10 protein-coding genes are annotated in these 16492 nt (G+C 60.6%); 8 read left to right on the forward strand and 2 right to left on the reverse strand.

What is annotated here, in order from left to right; translation table 11 throughout:
* The first annotated feature begins 40 nt into the window (after positions 1–40).
* From GT019_RS15115 to GT019_RS15150, 8 genes are all read left to right on the forward strand, one after another.
* Entirely contained in the window at positions 41–994 is a 954-nt protein-coding gene (locus tag GT019_RS15115; protein ID WP_161744027.1) for a sensor histidine kinase, read from the forward strand.
* A 35-nt stretch (positions 995–1029) separates the two neighbouring features.
* The gene (locus GT019_RS15120; RefSeq protein WP_161744028.1) at positions 1030–1668 is read left to right on the forward strand and encodes a DUF2306 domain-containing protein; all 639 of its coding nucleotides are present in this window, start codon (positions 1030–1032) and stop codon (positions 1666–1668) included.
* 202 nt (positions 1669–1870) lie between these two features.
* Entirely contained in the window at positions 1871–3580 is a 1710-nt protein-coding gene (locus tag GT019_RS15125; RefSeq protein ID WP_161744029.1) for a M3 family oligoendopeptidase, read from the forward strand.
* A gap of 69 nt (positions 3581–3649) precedes the next feature.
* A complete protein-coding gene (locus GT019_RS15130; RefSeq protein ID WP_161744030.1) occupies positions 3650–3790 on the forward strand; it encodes a hypothetical protein in 141 nt (46 codons plus the stop codon).
* A gap of 499 nt (positions 3791–4289) precedes the next feature.
* The gene (locus tag GT019_RS15135; RefSeq protein ID WP_161744031.1) at positions 4290–10670 is read left to right on the forward strand and encodes a S8 family serine peptidase; all 6381 of its coding nucleotides are present in this window, start codon (positions 4290–4292) and stop codon (positions 10668–10670) included.
* Between the two features lie 410 nt (positions 10671–11080).
* Positions 11081–11686 carry a pentapeptide repeat-containing protein gene (locus GT019_RS15140; RefSeq protein ID WP_161744032.1) on the forward strand — a complete coding sequence of 202 codons (606 nt, stop codon included), beginning with the start codon at positions 11081–11083 and terminating at the stop codon, positions 11684–11686.
* Positions 11687–11762: 76 nt separating this feature from the next.
* Positions 11763–12233: a heme-degrading domain-containing protein gene (locus tag GT019_RS15145; RefSeq protein ID WP_161744033.1), complete on the forward strand. Its 471-nt coding sequence runs from the start codon at positions 11763–11765 to the stop codon at positions 12231–12233.
* A gap of 30 nt (positions 12234–12263) precedes the next feature.
* Positions 12264–12953 (forward strand): NAD-dependent epimerase/dehydratase family protein, encoded by a 690-nt coding sequence (locus GT019_RS15150; RefSeq protein WP_161744034.1) that lies wholly within the window; start codon positions 12264–12266, stop codon positions 12951–12953.
* A gap of 73 nt (positions 12954–13026) precedes the next feature.
* On the opposite strand, the gene GT019_RS15155 is transcribed toward GT019_RS15150, so the two are convergent.
* Entirely contained in the window at positions 13027–14316 is a 1290-nt protein-coding gene (locus GT019_RS15155; RefSeq protein WP_161744035.1) for a methyl-accepting chemotaxis protein, read from the reverse strand.
* A 13-nt stretch (positions 14317–14329) separates the two neighbouring features.
* A complete protein-coding gene (gene kdpB / locus GT019_RS15160) occupies positions 14330–16363 on the reverse strand; it encodes a potassium-transporting ATPase subunit KdpB (protein WP_161744036.1) in 2034 nt (677 codons plus the stop codon).
* Between the last annotated feature and the right edge of the window lie 129 nt (positions 16364–16492).

Consider the following 16492-nt stretch of genomic DNA (forward strand, 5'->3'; position numbering starts at 1 on the left):
AAAGATCAAGCGGCGGCGGGGCGGAAGGCGGGGGAGTGAGATGGCTTACGTGGCGATAGCGGCATTGCTGGCGGCGGCCTTCCTGCTCGTCCGCCTGCTGCTGCTGCGGCGGGAGCTTCGAAGAGCGAGCGGGCAGCTGGAAGCGTTCAACCTGGGACATACGGAGAAGAAGCTGGACCTGGCGTTCTACGACGGCAGGCTCGAGCTGTTGGCCGAGCACGTCAACCGGCTCATCGACCATGCCAAGCAGGCGCATGCCGACCGGCGCCGCTCGGAGAACGAGCTGAAGCGCGCGGTCGCCAACATCTCGCATGATATTCGCACGCCGATGACCTCGATTCTCGGGTACGTGCAGTTTCTGGAATCGGAAGCTTTGGCGCCGGAACGGCGGGCGGAATACACGGCGACCGTCAAGAACGGGGCGCTGCGGCTGAAGGCGCTGCTGGAGGATTTTTTCGAGCTGTCGCTGATCGAATCCCCCGACTACCCGCTCCAAGCGGAGCCGATTCGCATGAACGACCTCGTCTTGGAGGTGCTGGCGGGCTTCTACGAGCCGTTTCTGCAGCGGCGGCTGGAGCCGGCGATCGCGATCGCGGAGGAGGACCTGTTTGTCAGGGCAGATCCGTCGGCGGTGAAGCGCGTCATCGAGAACCTCCTGCTGAACGCGATCAAGCACGCAAGCGGCGACGTCTCGATCCGGCTGGCTAAGACGCCCGCGGCCGTGAGGTTGACGATCGAGAACCGCGCGGAGCGGCTGAGCGAGAAGGACATCGTCTACTTGTTCGACCGGTTCTATACCGCCGACCGGACCCGGGGCGGCAGCGGAACGGGAATCGGCTTGTCCATCGCCAAGAGCCTCATGGCCAAGATGAACGGCAGCTTGTCCGCCGAGCTCGTCGCCGGGAAGCTGGTCATGATCTGCGAGTGGCAGCCGGAGCCTCCGGGCGAACAAGATAGGCACGGTCAAGCCGGCCGCGGGGATGAGCTTCAATAACGTCATGACCGATTCATGGGGGAGCGTGTCGCAGGATGCACATGAACAAAAGCTGGTGGCTGCTCGTTATCGTATCGTTAGCCGTCATGATCGGGTTTTCCGCGCCGTATCTGACCTTCGATCCGTCGAACAGCCGCGTCGACGTAAGACCGGGGAGCCTGCAGTTCCCGATATTGGCGACGCATATTTTGTTTGCCTTCGCGGCGTTGGTCACGGGCTTCGCGCAGTTTATCGCGCGCATTCGAACGCAGCGGCCGAAGCTGCACCGCGCGCTCGGCAGAATTTACGTCCTCGGCGTGATGGTCAGCGGGCTGCTGGCCCTGCCGCTCGTAGGGTACATGGACGATTTCGCGAAAGCAACCGGGTTTATCGCGCTGTCGCTCGCATGGCTGTTCGCCACCTGGAAGGGCTACCGCGCGGCCGTGCGCAGGGACTTCGCCGCCCACCGCGTCTGGATGGTCCGCAGCTTCGGCATCACGTTGGTCGCCGTGAGCGGACGCGTGCTCGTGCCGGTGCTGCTGCTGACGTACGCGCTGCTGCACGGCTTTACCCTTCCGGCCGGCCGCGAGGGGATGGTCGCGGATGTCTTGAACGTGAACATCTGGGCGGGCTTGATCGTGAATTTCATCCTCGTGGAATGGGCGGTGCTGAAGCCGAAGCGCGGCGTGCGCTGATGGCGCGCGGGCGGAGCCATCACCGGGCGTTCGGCCTGCCCTCGAGCTAGAACTTGACGGGTGCCTGACGATAGACGCATTGCAACTTGGCCGCCGGTGGTTTAAATTATTGGTGACCCAGGGAAATCATGGAATTATTTCTGGCGACAGCCCGCGAAGGTGATCGAGAGATTTCCAAAAAAAAGCGATGGAGCGTGATCGAATGGTTAATCCGGATCTGAAATTCAGCCAGTACCCGTATGAACGGCCCGATGCGAAGGAGCTTGGGCTGCGGTTCAAGGAACTTATTCATTCGTTTAACGAAGCCCCGAACGCGCAAGAGCAGAGCGAGGCGATGGAAGCCGTCAACCGGCTGCGCATCGAATTCGAGACGCAGGCGCAGCTGGTGGAGATCCGGCACTCCGTCGACACCGCCGACGCGTTTTACAAGTCCGAGCAGGATTACATGGACGAGATCAAGCCGATCATCCAGGAATACGTTACCGACTACTACCGGGCGCTCGTCCAGTCGCGTTTCCGCCGGGAGCTGGAGGCGCGCTTCGGCAGCCAGCTGTTCCGTTTGGCCGAATCGGCCTTGGACACGTTCAAGCCGGAAATCATCGAGGACCTGCAGAAGGAGAACAAGCTGGTGTCCGCGTACGCGCAGCTGATCGCTTCGGCCAAAATCCCGTTCGAGGGCGAGGAGCGGACGCTGCCGCAGCTGATCCCCTTCGAGCAGTCGACCGACCGGGACACGCGGCGCCGCGCCGCGGAGAGCCGCTACGCGTTCATGGCGGAGCACGAGGAAGAGCTGGACCGCGTCTTCGACGAGCTGGTGAAGGTCCGCACGCGAATCGCCCGAACGCTGGGGTTCGATAATTTCGTCGCGCTCGGCTATGCGCGCATGAACCGCACGGATTACAACGAGGAAATGGTAAGCCGTTTCCGGCAGGAAGTGCTGGCGCACATCGTGCCGGCGGCCACCCGCATGAAAGAACGCCAGCGGATCCGCATCGGGGTCGACCGCTTGGAGTATTACGACGAGAATTATAAATTCCGCTCGGGCAACCCGACGCCCAAGGGCGACCCGGATTGGATCGTGGCGAACGGCGCCGACATGTACCGGGAGATGTCCCCGGAGACCGACGAATTCTTCCGCTTCATGACCGAACGCGGATTAATGGACCTGGTGAGCAAGCCCGGCAAGCAAGGGGGCGGCTACTGCACGTACCTGCCCGCGTACGAAGCGCCCTTTATTTTCTCGAATTTCAACGGCACCGCGGGGGACATCGACGTGCTGACGCATGAGGTCGGCCACGCGTTCCAGGCTTACGAGAGCCGCCATCTGCGCATCCCGGAGTATTTCTTCCCCACCGCGGAGGCGTGCGAGATCCATTCCATGAGCATGGAGTTTTTCGCTTGGCCGTGGATGGAGCGGTTTTTCAAGGAAGACGCGGACAAATACCGCTTTAACCATCTCTCGAGCGCCCTGCTCGGCGTTCCGTACATCGCGGCGGTGGACGAGTTCCAGCACGAGGTGTACGCCAATCCGGACGCGACGCCGGCCGAGCGCAAGCGCATGTGGCGGAACATCGAACGGACGTATTTGCCGCATCGCCATTACGAGGGCAACGATTTCTTGGAGCGGGGCGGCTTCTGGCAGCGCCAGCTTCATATCTATCACTATCCGTTCTACTATATCGATTACGCGTTGGCGCAGCTGTGCGCGTTCGACTATTGGAATCGGATGAACGGGAACGCCGAGGAGGCGTGGGCCAGTTATTTGCGGCTGTGCCGCGCCGGGGGAAGCCGGTCGTTCCTCGAGCTCGTCGAATATGCCGGCCTGCTCTCGCCGTTCGAGCCGGGCGGCGTCGCGTCCACGGTCAAGGGAATCGAGGCTTGGCTGGACGGCGTGGACGATACGAAGCTGTAAACGGAGGTTTCGGAGGCAGGCGATCCGGTGTGCCGAATCTAGTCCGCAAGCAGAGACGGCGCGCATACGATGGCCGGCTCGGAAGAAGACGACCGCAATCACGCCAAGGCGCCGGGCAGCTCGGACGTGCTCCGAGTGAATCAGCTGCCGTTTATCCAGGCTGCTCGAGTAAAAGACCAGCGCAACGGAAGCGTCGGCAGCAGCCGTTAAAAGAACCCGCAAGAGGCACACTTCGCTAAAGTGTCCGATTGCGGTTTTTTTGCGTTTGCGCAATTCGCCGTTTAGGGCTTGATAACCTCGCAATACGAACTATATGATGCGCAAGCGGAACGGCTTTTACTAGAAATTCGTTAAAAGTTTAAAAATTTAAATTTATTTTAACGCGAAAAATGGCGGAAACCGGTGTCCGATCGCGTCGAAAAATGGCTTATTTTGATCACATAACCGCCGCTTCCGAAGCATTTACCTCCATTATGTATCCGAATACCTAAGCTAGTGACCTTAACGCCACTAATTCCCCATTAAGGAAGTCTCTACTATTATTTTTGGCTTCGACTCTATAATAGGCCTTGTATCATTACCGGAATCTTCTATAAAGGCTCGTTTTTCGACTGGGAAGGAGGCTTTCTGTCAAATTATCCATGCAAAATCCAACAAGAAATGCATATGCGAAGGTTCTATTTCATTTGACAAGGAGCTGACAAGCACTGTGATTTGGAAAGCCTGGAAGCAAAAACTATCCGTCTGGGTCGCTGCCCTTCTCGTACTCGCCCTCACGCTTCCGACGTCGGCGGCCGCGGACGAACTTATACATAACGAAGCTGTACATACGGACTCCGGTTCACTGTTCTCCTCCTCCGCGATTACCAAAATCGATGCCCAAGTGGTCAAAGCGTTCGGCGAGGCCGAATACGTTACCTACTTAATTAAAATGAAGGAGCAGGCGGACGCTGTCCAGGCGTCCCGGCTTGCGCAAGACCAAGCGCTTAAGAAGAAAATCACCCCCGCCGCCGCCAAACTTTCCGTGCGCAATGCCGTGATCGGTTCTTTGCGGGAAACGGCATTCAAGACGCAGGGTTCCATTGAAGCCGTTTTGGATAAAGCCAAGTCCGCCAACGGCGGCGTCAAAGACTATAAGAGCTTCTTTATCGTCAATGCCATGGCCGTCACCTCCACCAAGAAGGTGATGGAACAGCTGGCCGCTCGGCCGGAGGTTGCAAGCATCCTTCCCAATCAGGAATATTTTCTCGACGATGCCCGGCAGGCAAAAGGACCGGCCTCCGGGAACGCCGCGGAGGCCGACGTTTCATCCGAAGCGGCAGCGCCCGCCGCGGATAACGTGGAGTGGAACATCGACTACGTGCAAGCTCCTAAAGCATGGGAGATGGGCATCGACGGCACCGGGATCGTCGTAGCCAGCATCGATTCGGGCGTGGATTATACGCACCCGGCATTGAAGCGGAAATGGCGCGCGTACGAGGACGGCATAATCGTCCATCCCGAGCTAAGCTGGTATGATGCCCACAGCGGCGCGCCGCTCCCGCAAGACAACGATGGCCATGGTACGCATACGGTGGGAACCATGGTAGGCTCGGAAGAAGACGGAAGCAACCGGATCGGCGCCGCGCCCGGCGCGAAATGGATAGCCGTCCGGATATTCAATCCTTCGTCGACGGATGCCGTTATACTTGCCGCCGGCCAGTGGCTGCTTGCGCCGACGGACAGCAGTGGCGAGCTGCACCCGGAGATGGCGCCGGACGTCGTGAACAACTCTTGGGGCAACGAGCAAGCCGGCAAGAACGAGTTCTATCGTTCGATTGTGCAGGCATGGCGTGCCGCGGGCATATTTCCGGCATTTGCGGCGGGCAATATGACGCCGAGCAATCCAGGCGGATCGGGCTCCGTGACGAGCCCGGGGAATTATCCGGAATCGTTCGCCACGGGCGCAACCGACAGCAATGGCGAGATTGCCTATTTCTCCTTGCGCGGCCCGTCTCCCTACGGCGAGCTGAAGCCGGAGGTTTCCGCGCCTGGCGTAAGCATCCGCTCCTCTTTTCCGGGCGGCCAGTATCTGTATGCGGATGGCACTTCCATGGCTTCCCCGCTAACGGCCGGCGTCGCGGCATTGCTCATGCAGGCCAATCATTCCCTGACGGTCGACCAAATCGAACAAGTCTTGGAGGACACGGCTACGCCTCGAACGGACGGGGACTATCCCGATACCCCGAACCAAGCGTATGGATACGGGATCATTAACGCGTACGCGGCCGTCCGTTCGGTCGTTGGCGATTCCGGCACGGGCGCCGTGTCCGGGAAGGTTCTGACGGGAGGCGAGGATGAACTGGCCCCGGCCATCGAGCATCGGCCTGTATCGGTCGTTTATAAGGGCCGAGACGCGAAGCTGTCTGCCCAAGTCTCCGACAATATCAGCGTCGAGCAAGTAACAGCCTATGTAAGAAGCAAAGATGCGGACGAATACATCGAAGTGCCATTGAACAGGGTGTCCGGCGATTTTAAATCCGGTCAATACGAATCCCCCCTCCCCGTCGAAGAGATGAAGCCGGAAGCGGGCATGGAATATTACATCGCGGCGACCGACTACGGGGACAACCGCGTCGAATCCCCCGTATATTCCGTGGAGGTCTCGAACGGCATCAAACCGGGCTATCTGCAGGATTTCGAAGGAGACACCACGGGCTACATGACGGGCGGCCAAAATAATACGTGGGGAATAGGCACCCCTCAATTAGGACCGAAAGCCGCTTATTCCGGAAGCAAAGCCGCCGCCTCCAATCTGGAGACGCCTTATCAAGTGGGAACGAATTCCTTTCTGTTGACGCCGCCGATCGATTTGACGGAGAGTCCGGAAGGCGCCATTTTATCTTTTAAGAACTGGTATAAAGTCGTCCCGGATTACGATTACGGCATTGTATACGTGACAACCGGTAACGGCAGCTACGAAATGGCCAAATTCACCGGGGAGAGCGGCGGTTGGGGAACGCAATTCATCGACCTGCGGCCGTACGCCGGTCAGCGAATCGATCTCCTGTTTAATCTAGCCGTTGCAGAAAATGGCGGATTGGAAGAAGGCTGGTATATCGACGATTTATCCGTGCAGCCTCCGGACTCCCTTCCGCCTGCCGCGCCTACGGGTCTAACGGGAGTATCCGACGCCGTCGGGAACGTAAGCTTGACGTGGGAAGCCCCGGCCGACGAAGACGTGGCCGGATACGATGTGTATCGCGCGTCCGGAGACGGACCGCCCGAGAGGATCGGAACGACCGGATCGGCCGCATTTACGGACTTCGCCGCGGTTCACGATACGACCGCCCATTATCAAGTCGCCGCTTTCGATTACAGCGGGAATACGGGCGAGCCATCGCAGGCGCATACCGTCGAGATTCCCCATTTTATCCCTTTGTTCGAGGATAATTTCGACGGATCGACGGATAACGGCTGGACGCACGGCGGACAAAACGACGATTGGGCGCGGGGGATCCCGACTTCGATCGGACCTAAGAGCGCCATGTCGCCCCCGAATGTATGGGGAACCAACCTAGCCGGCAGATACGCGAATCAAGGCGATTATTCCTTGGTCTCGCCCGTTATCGACTTGGGACAGGCCGAGCATCCGGCCGTGCTTTTCCACCAGTTTTACGAGATCGACGATTATGATTTCGGCCGTTTCGAAATTACCGCCGACGGGGGTGCGACCTGGACGGAAATCGCCTCCTTCAACGGCTATTGGAATAACGCGGACGAGCATTGGGAAACGTTCAGCTACGATCTCGCTCCTTATCTGCACCAACAAGTTCAATTCCGTTTCCGCATGGAAAGCGACTTGGGCGTTAGTTTTGCGGGCTGGTATATCGATAATTTCCGCGTGCTGGACGTCGATGCGCCTGAAGCCATCATGCAAGCCGATCAAGCCTATGCCGGTACGCAGCTTTCGCAGCCGGCTCCCGCGCAACCGTTATTCTCCTTAGCGGCGACGGATACGGTGGAAGAAAACGCGCCCGTACCGGCTGTCATGGCCAAGCCGCAAGGTTTGCCGGCCAACGGAACCGTGACGCTGCTTGAAACCGGTCTTTCCGTCCCCACGAACCGTCAAACGGGCGAATACGCGTTCCATTATCTAGCCGGAAATTATCATCTGCTGGCGGAGGCCTACGGTTATTATCCGCAAACAAAGCCCGTGACGATCGCGAAGGATGGGGCCAGCGAGGTGGATTTCAACTTGGAAGCCATACCGCAAGGTCGAATCGCCGGCGTCGTTACCGATGAGCGAACCAAGCAGCCGGTCGCGGATGCGGTCGTCATGGCGATGGAGGACGCCCATATCGCGCCCGTCCGCACGGACGAGAACGGAGCCTTCCAGCTGGACGTGCTCGAAGGCGACTACACGTTGTCTGTCTCTTCCGAGGAATATCAGTTAAAACGCGTGACCGTAAAGGCCCCTCCGGGCGGTACGGCGGAAGTAAACGTGGCGCTCAAACCCTTCGTCGGCTATCCCAATTCGATCGGTTACGACGACGGAACGGGCGAAGACGGATTCGCTTATTACGAGGGCGGAAACGGCTATGCGGTTCGCATGACGCCGGGATCGGACAACGTGCTGCTGACGGGCGCGCTGTTCCGGTTCTGGGACGCGAACTGGCCGGATCCCGGATCGGATCAGTTTCAATATGCGATTTATGACGCGCACGGACCGGGAGGTTCTCCAGGCAAGCTGTTGGCGGGTCCATTCCCGGGAACGGGCTTAAGGAACGGGGAGTGGACCAGCGTATCGCTGCCTACGCCGATAATGATGCACGACGATTTCTATATCGCGGGCATTCAAGTCGGTGACAATCCGAATCAAATCAGCATGTCCGTGGATCTCGACGAACCGCAGGCAGGCCGCAGTTGGCAAACGGTCGATGGAACGTGGCGCGTATTCGGGGACGGCAATTGGATGATCCGGGCACTTGTGAACGATCCGTTGCATCCGCCCGTTATCGATTCCCCCGCCGCAAACTACCATACGAATAAGGACAGCGTTGACGTCGAGGGATTGGCGCCTGCCGACGGAGCCACTGTCAACTTGTATAACGGCGCGGATCTGGCCGCGACCGGCACGACGCGGGACGGCAAGTTCAGCTTAACCGCCCGGCTGCTTCCCGGACTGAACCGTTTGACCGCCGAGTTCGCGATGAACGGCAAAATAACGGATCGCTCCGAACCTGCGGATGTCATCCTGGACATTACGGGCCCGAGTCTGTCGCTGGATGCGCCGGTGGACGATTTTAGAACGAATAAAGAAGCGCTGACCGTCACGGGAACGACCGGCGACGAATACTTCGACGAATTAACCGTGAACGGCGAACCGGCAGAGGTCGATTCCGACGGCTCATTCACGCACCGCAGTCTGCTGGATGAAGGCGATAACGTAATCCGCGTCACCGCGAAAGACCTTGCGGGCAATGAAACCACGGTCACGCGCAACGTGCATTTGGATATGGACGCGCCGGATATCGCAAGCCTTGAGCCGGCGAGGGATTTGAATTTGAAGCCTGGCGACACGCTGCGCGTATCTTTCGACAGCGATCCCGGTCTGAACGCTTCGTTCTGGATCAAGTATCCAATGGCACTGAACAGCGCGAAAGCAAGCGAGATCGCGATGAAGGAAAGCGCATCGACTCCGGGGCACTATGAAGGAAGTTATTTGGTACCGGATTCTTCGCCTGTTAATGGCGGCCTTATTGTAGTCCGCGCTTGGGATGAAAGCGGCAATGAATCGCAAGCAGCCGCGGAGGGCAAATTGTTTGTCGGCAATGCCAGCGGCGGAGGAGGAAATGGCGGAGGAACAGGCGGCATTGTTATCGCTCCGTCTGCGCCAAGCGCGGATTACGCATTGGAGGCCGTCATCGGCCATGGACAAACGAAGCGAGCGGTTACGCCAACGGTGAAAACGGACGGTAACCGCGTGACGGCCGTCATCGCCGATGCCGACTTGCGGCAAGCCTTGAGCAAAGCTCCGGCAGCCGTCGTCGTCGCGGTCGCGGCAACGGCTTCGCAGCAATCGCTGCTTCGCTTGTCCGCAAGCCAAGTCGCGCTGCTGCTCAAGTCCAACGCGGACAACTCCGTCGTGTTCACCAACGGAGCCTCCGCTCTGGCGCTGCCGGCGGCGGCGCTCGCCAAGGCGCCGGCCAACGCGGATCTGCTGATTGCGATGGCAAACGCAGCCGCGCAAAGCGCTTCGTTTTCAAGCGCTGTGCCTGGCATCACGGTGATCGGAACGCCGGTCGCGTTCGACGTGAGCAGCATAACGGGCTCGGATGTACGGCCGTTGCCGCTTTCGGGCAAGGATGTGGTGAAGCAGTCCTTCGTCCTTCCGAAGGACGCCGATCCGAAGGCAGCCGGCGCGCTCTACCTTGCGAATCAGCTGGTTAACCCTGCGCCCGCAGCCTTTACGAGCAATGCCGACGGCACCACCACGGTTACGATCGTTCGTCCCGGCTACGCTACCTACGCGGTAGCGGCCAGAGCGGTCGCGTTCCAGGACATGGCGGGCCGATCGGCGAAGGATCGGATTTTCGCCCTGGCGAACAGGCTCTTGGTCGAAGGAACGTCGACTACGGCGTTCTCGCCAACCGTCCAGGTGACGCGCGCGCAATTCGCGGCGATGCTCAGCCGCGCGCTTGGCTTGCCGAACAACGCCGAGAAGCCGTTCCGTGACGTACCGTCAGATAAATGGTATGCGGACGAAGTGGGGGCCGCGTATCAGGCTGGTCTGATCAATGGACTGGGGAACGGAACATTCGATCCGGACGGGATCATCACGCATCAGGATTTGGCGATGATGCTGGAGAGGGCCGCCGCGCTGCTCCATCTGAAACTGGATGCCGTATCGAGCCACGTCACCTACGCGGACGGCAAGGACATTGCCGACTATGCGAAAAACAGCGTCCAAGCCGTTACGGATAGCGGCATGATGGCCGGAGCGGAGAAAGGCGGCAAGCTCTTCTTCCTGCCAAAGGCCGCGTCCACGCGCGAAGAAGCGGCGGTCGCAATTTACGGTTTGCTTCGGCTTGCCGGGTTGTTTTCATAAATCGTACACGATTTTAGCCGAAAGGGCCGCTTCGCATCCGATTAATCGGATGCGGAGCGGCTTTTCCCGTGCATCACCTAACCGCGTTGTTTCGGCGTAGAAATTCGCCATCCATAACAGCCTCCCGTTAGCTCGGCTTATCTCCTTCTTGCGCGTGATCACCCTTATTATAGGACATCGATGCAAGTCCGAAGGTTGGCGGCAGGAAGGTGCCGAGATTGCGGGCATATCTTGGACAAACCTTCTCAAGGAGCTTAAAGCTTATGCAATAACCCTGACGCTCGCGGGGAACGCGATTCCCGAGCCGGGACGATAGGCGAGCCGGCGGGAGTGTGCTACGATAAACGGGATATTCACGCGCGATAACGCAGGATACGGGACAAGCTTCCGCGCGAACAGGGGGGAATCCGGTGTTTCAATACATCGATCAGCATTACGAAGCCGTCAGCTTCGGCGGCCGCGATCTGCGGGACGGCGAGCTTATTCGCTGCACGTTCGAGCGCTGCAGCTTCGTCGGCGCTTCCATGGAGGAGCTCGCCACGAGCGGCTGCCGGTTCGTGGAATGCGACTTTCGCGGGGCGCTGCTGAATGCGTCGACGCATGCCGAATCGGCGTTTCTGAACTGCAATTTCGTCGAGGCCAATCTGTTCGTCTCCGCGTTTACCGGCTGCAAGATGATGGGCTCCGACTTTTCCAAGGCGCAGCTGGACGGCTTCACCGCCGTCGGAGGCGACTGGTCCTACACGAACCTGAAGCATGCGCGCCTGTCGAAACAGGATCTGAGGGGCATCTGCTTCAAGGAGGCCGACTTGTCGAACGCGAATCTCGAGAAGGCCGACCTCCGGGGCTGCGACCTGACGCGGGTCAACCTGTCGCAGACGAAGCTGAAGGGGGCGGATCTCCGCGGCGCGGGGATGGACGGGGTCAATTGGCCGTCCGTGGACGTGAAGGGCGTGCGGATGGATACCGAGCAGGCCGTGTTGTTCCTGCGCTCGCACGGCGCGAAGGTCGATTAAGGCGGCGATTTTATTTGGCGGCCGTTTTGTCGTACTATAGAGGGGAACAACCTACGAAAGCGAGGGACCACCCTACATGAGCGAATTCCTGAAAGCGCTGCTGTCGCAAGAAGAAGAATTGCAATTCGAGTCGTTCACGAACGAGGATGCCTTCGAGCTGGGCCGCATCATCGTCGAGCATGCCAGAGCCGTGATCGGCAGAGGCATCGCGGTACATATCGAGAACGGCGAATACCCGCTGTTCACGCACTACATGACGGGCACGTCCAAGGATAACGTCTACTGGATCAACGCGAAGAAGAACGTCGTGCACCATTACGGGCACAGCTCGCTCTACGTCGGCGAGAAGTACAAGGCGGAAGGAACGACGTTCAAGGACGCCTCCGGCCTCTCGCTCGAGGAATACCAGGGCGAGGGCGGCTCGTTCCCGATTCTCGTGCGCGGCAAGGGCAAGGTCGGCACCGTGACCGTATCGGGCCTGGCCGGCGAAGAGGATCACCAAGTGGCGGTGGACGGCATTCGCAAGTTCCTGGACGCCAAAGAATAAGCGGCGCGGGGGAGAGGGGACGGACGAACGATGGCGCGACAAGGAGCGAAGAATCCGATCCGCGCGATCCTGACGGGCGCGACCGGCATGGTCGGCGAAGGCGTGCTGCATGAATGCCTCCTGCATCCGGACGTGGAGCGGGTGCTGGTCATCGGCCGCAGGCCGTGCGGCGTGACGCATGCCAAGCTGCGGGAGATCGTGCTTCCGGATCTCTACGATTGGTCGCCGATCGCCGCGGAGGTATCCGGCTACAACGCCTGCTATTTCTGCCTGGGCGTCTCGTCGGTCGGCATGAGCGAAGCGAATTACACCCGCGTCACGCATGATTTGACGCTGGACGCCGCGGAGCTGCTCGCGCGCGCGAACCCGGACATGGTGTTCTGCTACGTCACGGGCTCGGGCACGGACGGCACCGAGAAGGGCAGAAGCATGTGGGCGCGGGTGAAAGGAAAGACCGAGAACGGGCTGCTTCTCCTGCCCTTCAAGCGCGCGTACATGTTCCGTCCCGGCTATATCCACCCGACGCGCGGGCTGAAGAACGCGCACAAGTTTTACCGCGCGCTGACATGGCTGTATCCGGTCGCGCGCGCGCTGCTGCCGGGAGCCGTCGTCTCGCTGCGCGAGCTCGGGCTTGCCATGATCCACGCCGCAAGGGCGGAGTTCGAGCCGGCGATTCTGGGCAGCAAGGAAATCAAGGCGCTGGCCCGCCAGCGCGATTAATCCGCCGAGAGGCGGCGCAAAAGCCCGGTTATGCCCATCGCGGGCATAACCGGGCTTTTCGTCGCGGCTTCGGCTAGATTTTGAATCGCTGCACCAGCTCGTTCATCTCGCGGGACATGCTCTGCAAGGTTTCGGCGGCTTGGAACAGCCCTTCCATCGCGGCCGCCTGCTCGGAGGAGAAGTTCGCGGCTTCGACCGAGCTGGCCCAAGCCAGCTTCGCGATGAATTCCAGCTCCGCGGTCATGGCCGCGAGGCGTTCCGATTGCGCGGTGGCGTCCTCCGTAATGACCCGGACCTGCCGGCCGCGCTGGCTGACGTCGTAGACGGCATGGACGATTTGCCGGAAGGACCGGCTGGCTTCCGCCATCAGATTCATGCCGGTCTGGACCTCTTCGCCGCTGTCCCGCATCGTCTCGATCGCCAGGCGGACTTCCGACCGGACGGAATCGATCAGCGCGGCGATCCGGTCGGAGGCCAGCTTGGCTTCGGCCGCGAGCTTCTTCACTTCGCTCGCCACGACCGAGAAGCCAAGGCCGTGCTCGCCGGCGCGGGCCGCTTCGATGGACGCGTTCAGCGCGAGCAGGTTCGTCGTCTCGGCGATCGCGCGAATGGTGCTGACGAATTCGCCGATCTCCCGCGAGCGCTCGCCCAGCTTGCGCACGATATCGCCGGAATGCCCGAAGGCGAGCTGAATCGTCCGCATCTGTTCGACGTTGCGGGCGATGACGGCATCGCCCGCCTCGGCTTCCTTCACGGCATTCGACGCGGAGCCGTTCACGTCCTCGGCATATTCGGCGATGCGCCGCAGCCCGTGATCGATGTCCTGGAAGGAGGAGGCCGCATCCGCCGCGCGGTCGACCTGTTTCTCCGAGCCGATGGAGATGGAGCGCGTCGCCTCGCCGATCTGCTTGGCCGCGCGGACCGTCGTCTCGGCGGTCTCGTTCAGCCGGTCGACGCCCGCGATCAGCTCGGCGGACGAGTCGGTCACTCTTCGAATCAGGCCGCGAAGGTTCCGGCCCATATGGTTGACCGCTTTGGCGGCCTCGCCCCATTCATCCCGCTGCGTCAGCCGCAGCTCGCTGCCCTGCAAGTCGCCCAAGGCCATGATTTCCACCCTTTCCACGATACGGGCGGCCGGTCTCGCGACCAGGCGCGAGGTCAGCAGCCCGATGCCGATAATAAGCGCGAAGCAGCCGACGGTGATCCCGAGCAGCCGCAGCAGCTCGGATTCGAATGCCGCGTCGCCCGGCGGCCGGTCATGGAGCCGCTCCGCAAAGCCGTACCACAATTGCCCGTTCAGCCCAAGCAGCAGGCCGGCCGACGTGAAGGCGATCATCAGCTTCGTTCGGATGGTGTATCTCATCGGCAAGCCTCCTTTAATCGAACAATCGTAACGCCATATCCACGGCTTTGATGCCGAGGAACGGGATGAAGATCCCGCCGACGCCGTAGATCAGCAGGTTCCGCTGCAGCAGCTTGTCCGCGCTCATCGGCGCGAACCGCACGCCCCGAATCGCGACGGGGATGAGCGCCGGAATGATCAAGGCGTTGAAGATCAAGGCGGACAGCACCGCCGACTCCGGCGAATGCAGCCGCATGACGTTCAGCGCGTCCATCTGCGGCATGAAGCCCGCCAGCGCCGCGGGCAGAATGGCGAAATACTTGGAGAAGTCGTTGGCGAGGCTGAACGCCGTCAAGGCGCCGCGCGTCACGAGCAGCTGCTTGCCGGTGAAGATAACCTGGATGAGCTTGGCCGGATCGGAATCCAGATTGACCATATTGGCCGCTTCCTTGGCCGCGGTCGTGCCGCTGTTCATCGCGATGCCGACATCGGCCTGGGCCAGCGCCGGCGCGTCGTTCGTGCCGTCTCCCGTCATGGCGACCATCTTGCCCTGCGCTTGCTCCGCGAGCACCACGCGTATCTTCTCCTCCGGCTTGCACTCGGCGATGCATTCGTCGACGCCGACCTCCCGGGCGATCGTCTCCGCGGTCAACCGGTTGTCCCCCGTGCACATGATCGTCTTGATGCCCATCTGCCGCAATTCGTCCAGCTTCTCTTTGAGGCCCGGCTTGATCGTATCCTTCAAGTAGATGAACCCGAGCAGCCGGTTGTCGCGGCACACCGCGAGCGGCGTGCCGCCTTCCTTCGCGATGTCCTCGCCGATCGCGTCGGCGAGCGCCGGATAATCCCCGCCCGATCTCAATACATGCGCCTTGATCTCCTGCGCGGCGCCTTTGTAATAGGACGCGTCCTCCAGCAGAAGTCCGCTCATGCGGTTCTCCGCGGAGAAGGGAACGACGGCACCTCCGGCGTAATCGGCCTCGTTCCATTCGAAGGGGATGCTCTTGGCATAATCCAGCACCGATCGGCCTTCCGGGGTCTCGTCGTGAAGCGACGCGGCGACGGCTGCGGCAACCAGCTCGCGCTCTGTTGCGCCCGGAGCGGGAATGAAGCGGTACGCCCTGCGGTTGCCGTACGTAATCGTGCCGGTCTTGTCCAGGATGACGGTGCCGATATCCCCGGCCGTTTCCACGGCCTTGCCCGACATGGCCAAGACGTTGAAGCGCATCACCCGGCTCATGCCGGCAATGCCGATCGCCGACAGCAAGCCGCCGATCGTGGTCGGGATGAGACAGACGAGCAGCGCGATCAGCGTAGAGGTCTCGATCGTCACGCCGACGTAGCCGGCGATGGGGGCGAGGGTGACGACGACGATGAGGAAGATGATCGTGAATACGATGAGCAGGCTGTTCAGCGCCACCTCGTTCGGGGACTTCTGGCGCTTGGCGCCCTCGACGAGCTGGATCATCCGGTCGAGGAAGCTTTCGCCGGGGTCGGCGGTGATCCGCACCGTGATCCGGTCGCTCACGACCAAGGTGCCTCCGGTCACCGAGCTGGAATCGCCGTGCGCCCGCTTGAGCACCGGGGTCGATTCGCCCGTGACGGCGGATTCGTCGATGACCGCGGCGCCCGCCACGATTTCCCCGTCCCCGGGGACGAGATCGCCCTTCTCGATCAGGATCAGATCCTTGCGGCGAAGCTCCGAGGACGGCACGAGCTGCACGGAGCCGTCCTTTCGCAGCCGCTTCGCTTTCGTGCCCGTTTGCGATTTCCTCAGGAAATCGGCCTGCGCCTGGCCCCTGCCCTCGGCCAAGGCTTCCGCGAAATTGGCGAACAGGATGGTGAAGAGCAGAATGAGGAAGACCGACGTCGTGTAGCCCTGCCTGCCGGACGCGTGAAAGGCAGCGGGAAATACGAGGATAAGCAGCGTCAGCACGGCCGCGCCTTCGACGACGAACAGCACCGGATTGCTCATCATCCTCACCGGATTCAGCTTGCGTACGCTGTCCAGCAGCGCGCGGCGCACCAGCTTGCCGGTCATTGAATTGCGATAATCATTGGACGCCATGCATGTACCCCCCAGAAGCCGGACCGGCCATTTAAAATTTCTCGCTATTCAGCAGCGCATAGACGAGATAGATGAGATAGGCCGCCGCGAATACGCAAATGATGACCATGCAGTTCCCCCTCGTTTCCC

The organism is Paenibacillus glycinis, from assembly GCF_009909185.1.
Lineage (GTDB): Bacteria > Bacillota > Bacilli > Paenibacillales > Paenibacillaceae > Paenibacillus_Z > Paenibacillus_Z glycinis.

What these genes read in the sequence shown, in the direction of transcription:
- GT019_RS15115 (WP_161744027.1), top strand. Translation starts at nt 41, where the DNA reads ATGGCTTACGTGGCGATAGCGGCATTGCTGGCGGCGGCCTTCCTGCTC.
- GT019_RS15120 (WP_161744028.1), top strand. Translation starts at nt 1,030, where the DNA reads ATGCACATGAACAAAAGCTGGTGGCTGCTCGTTATCGTATCGTTAGCC.
- GT019_RS15125 (WP_161744029.1), top strand. Translation starts at nt 1,871, where the DNA reads ATGGTTAATCCGGATCTGAAATTCAGCCAGTACCCGTATGAACGGCCC.
- GT019_RS15130 (WP_161744030.1), top strand. Translation starts at nt 3,650, where the DNA reads ATGGCCGGCTCGGAAGAAGACGACCGCAATCACGCCAAGGCGCCGGGC.
- GT019_RS15145 (WP_161744033.1), top strand. Translation starts at nt 11,763, where the DNA reads ATGAGCGAATTCCTGAAAGCGCTGCTGTCGCAAGAAGAAGAATTGCAA.
- GT019_RS15150 (WP_161744034.1), top strand. Translation starts at nt 12,264, where the DNA reads ATGGCGCGACAAGGAGCGAAGAATCCGATCCGCGCGATCCTGACGGGC.
- GT019_RS15155 (WP_161744035.1), bottom strand. Translation starts at nt 14,316, where the DNA reads ATGAGATACACCATCCGAACGAAGCTGATGATCGCCTTCACGTCGGCC.
- kdpB (WP_161744036.1), bottom strand. Translation starts at nt 16,363, where the DNA reads ATGGCGTCCAATGATTATCGCAATTCAATGACCGGCAAGCTGGTGCGC.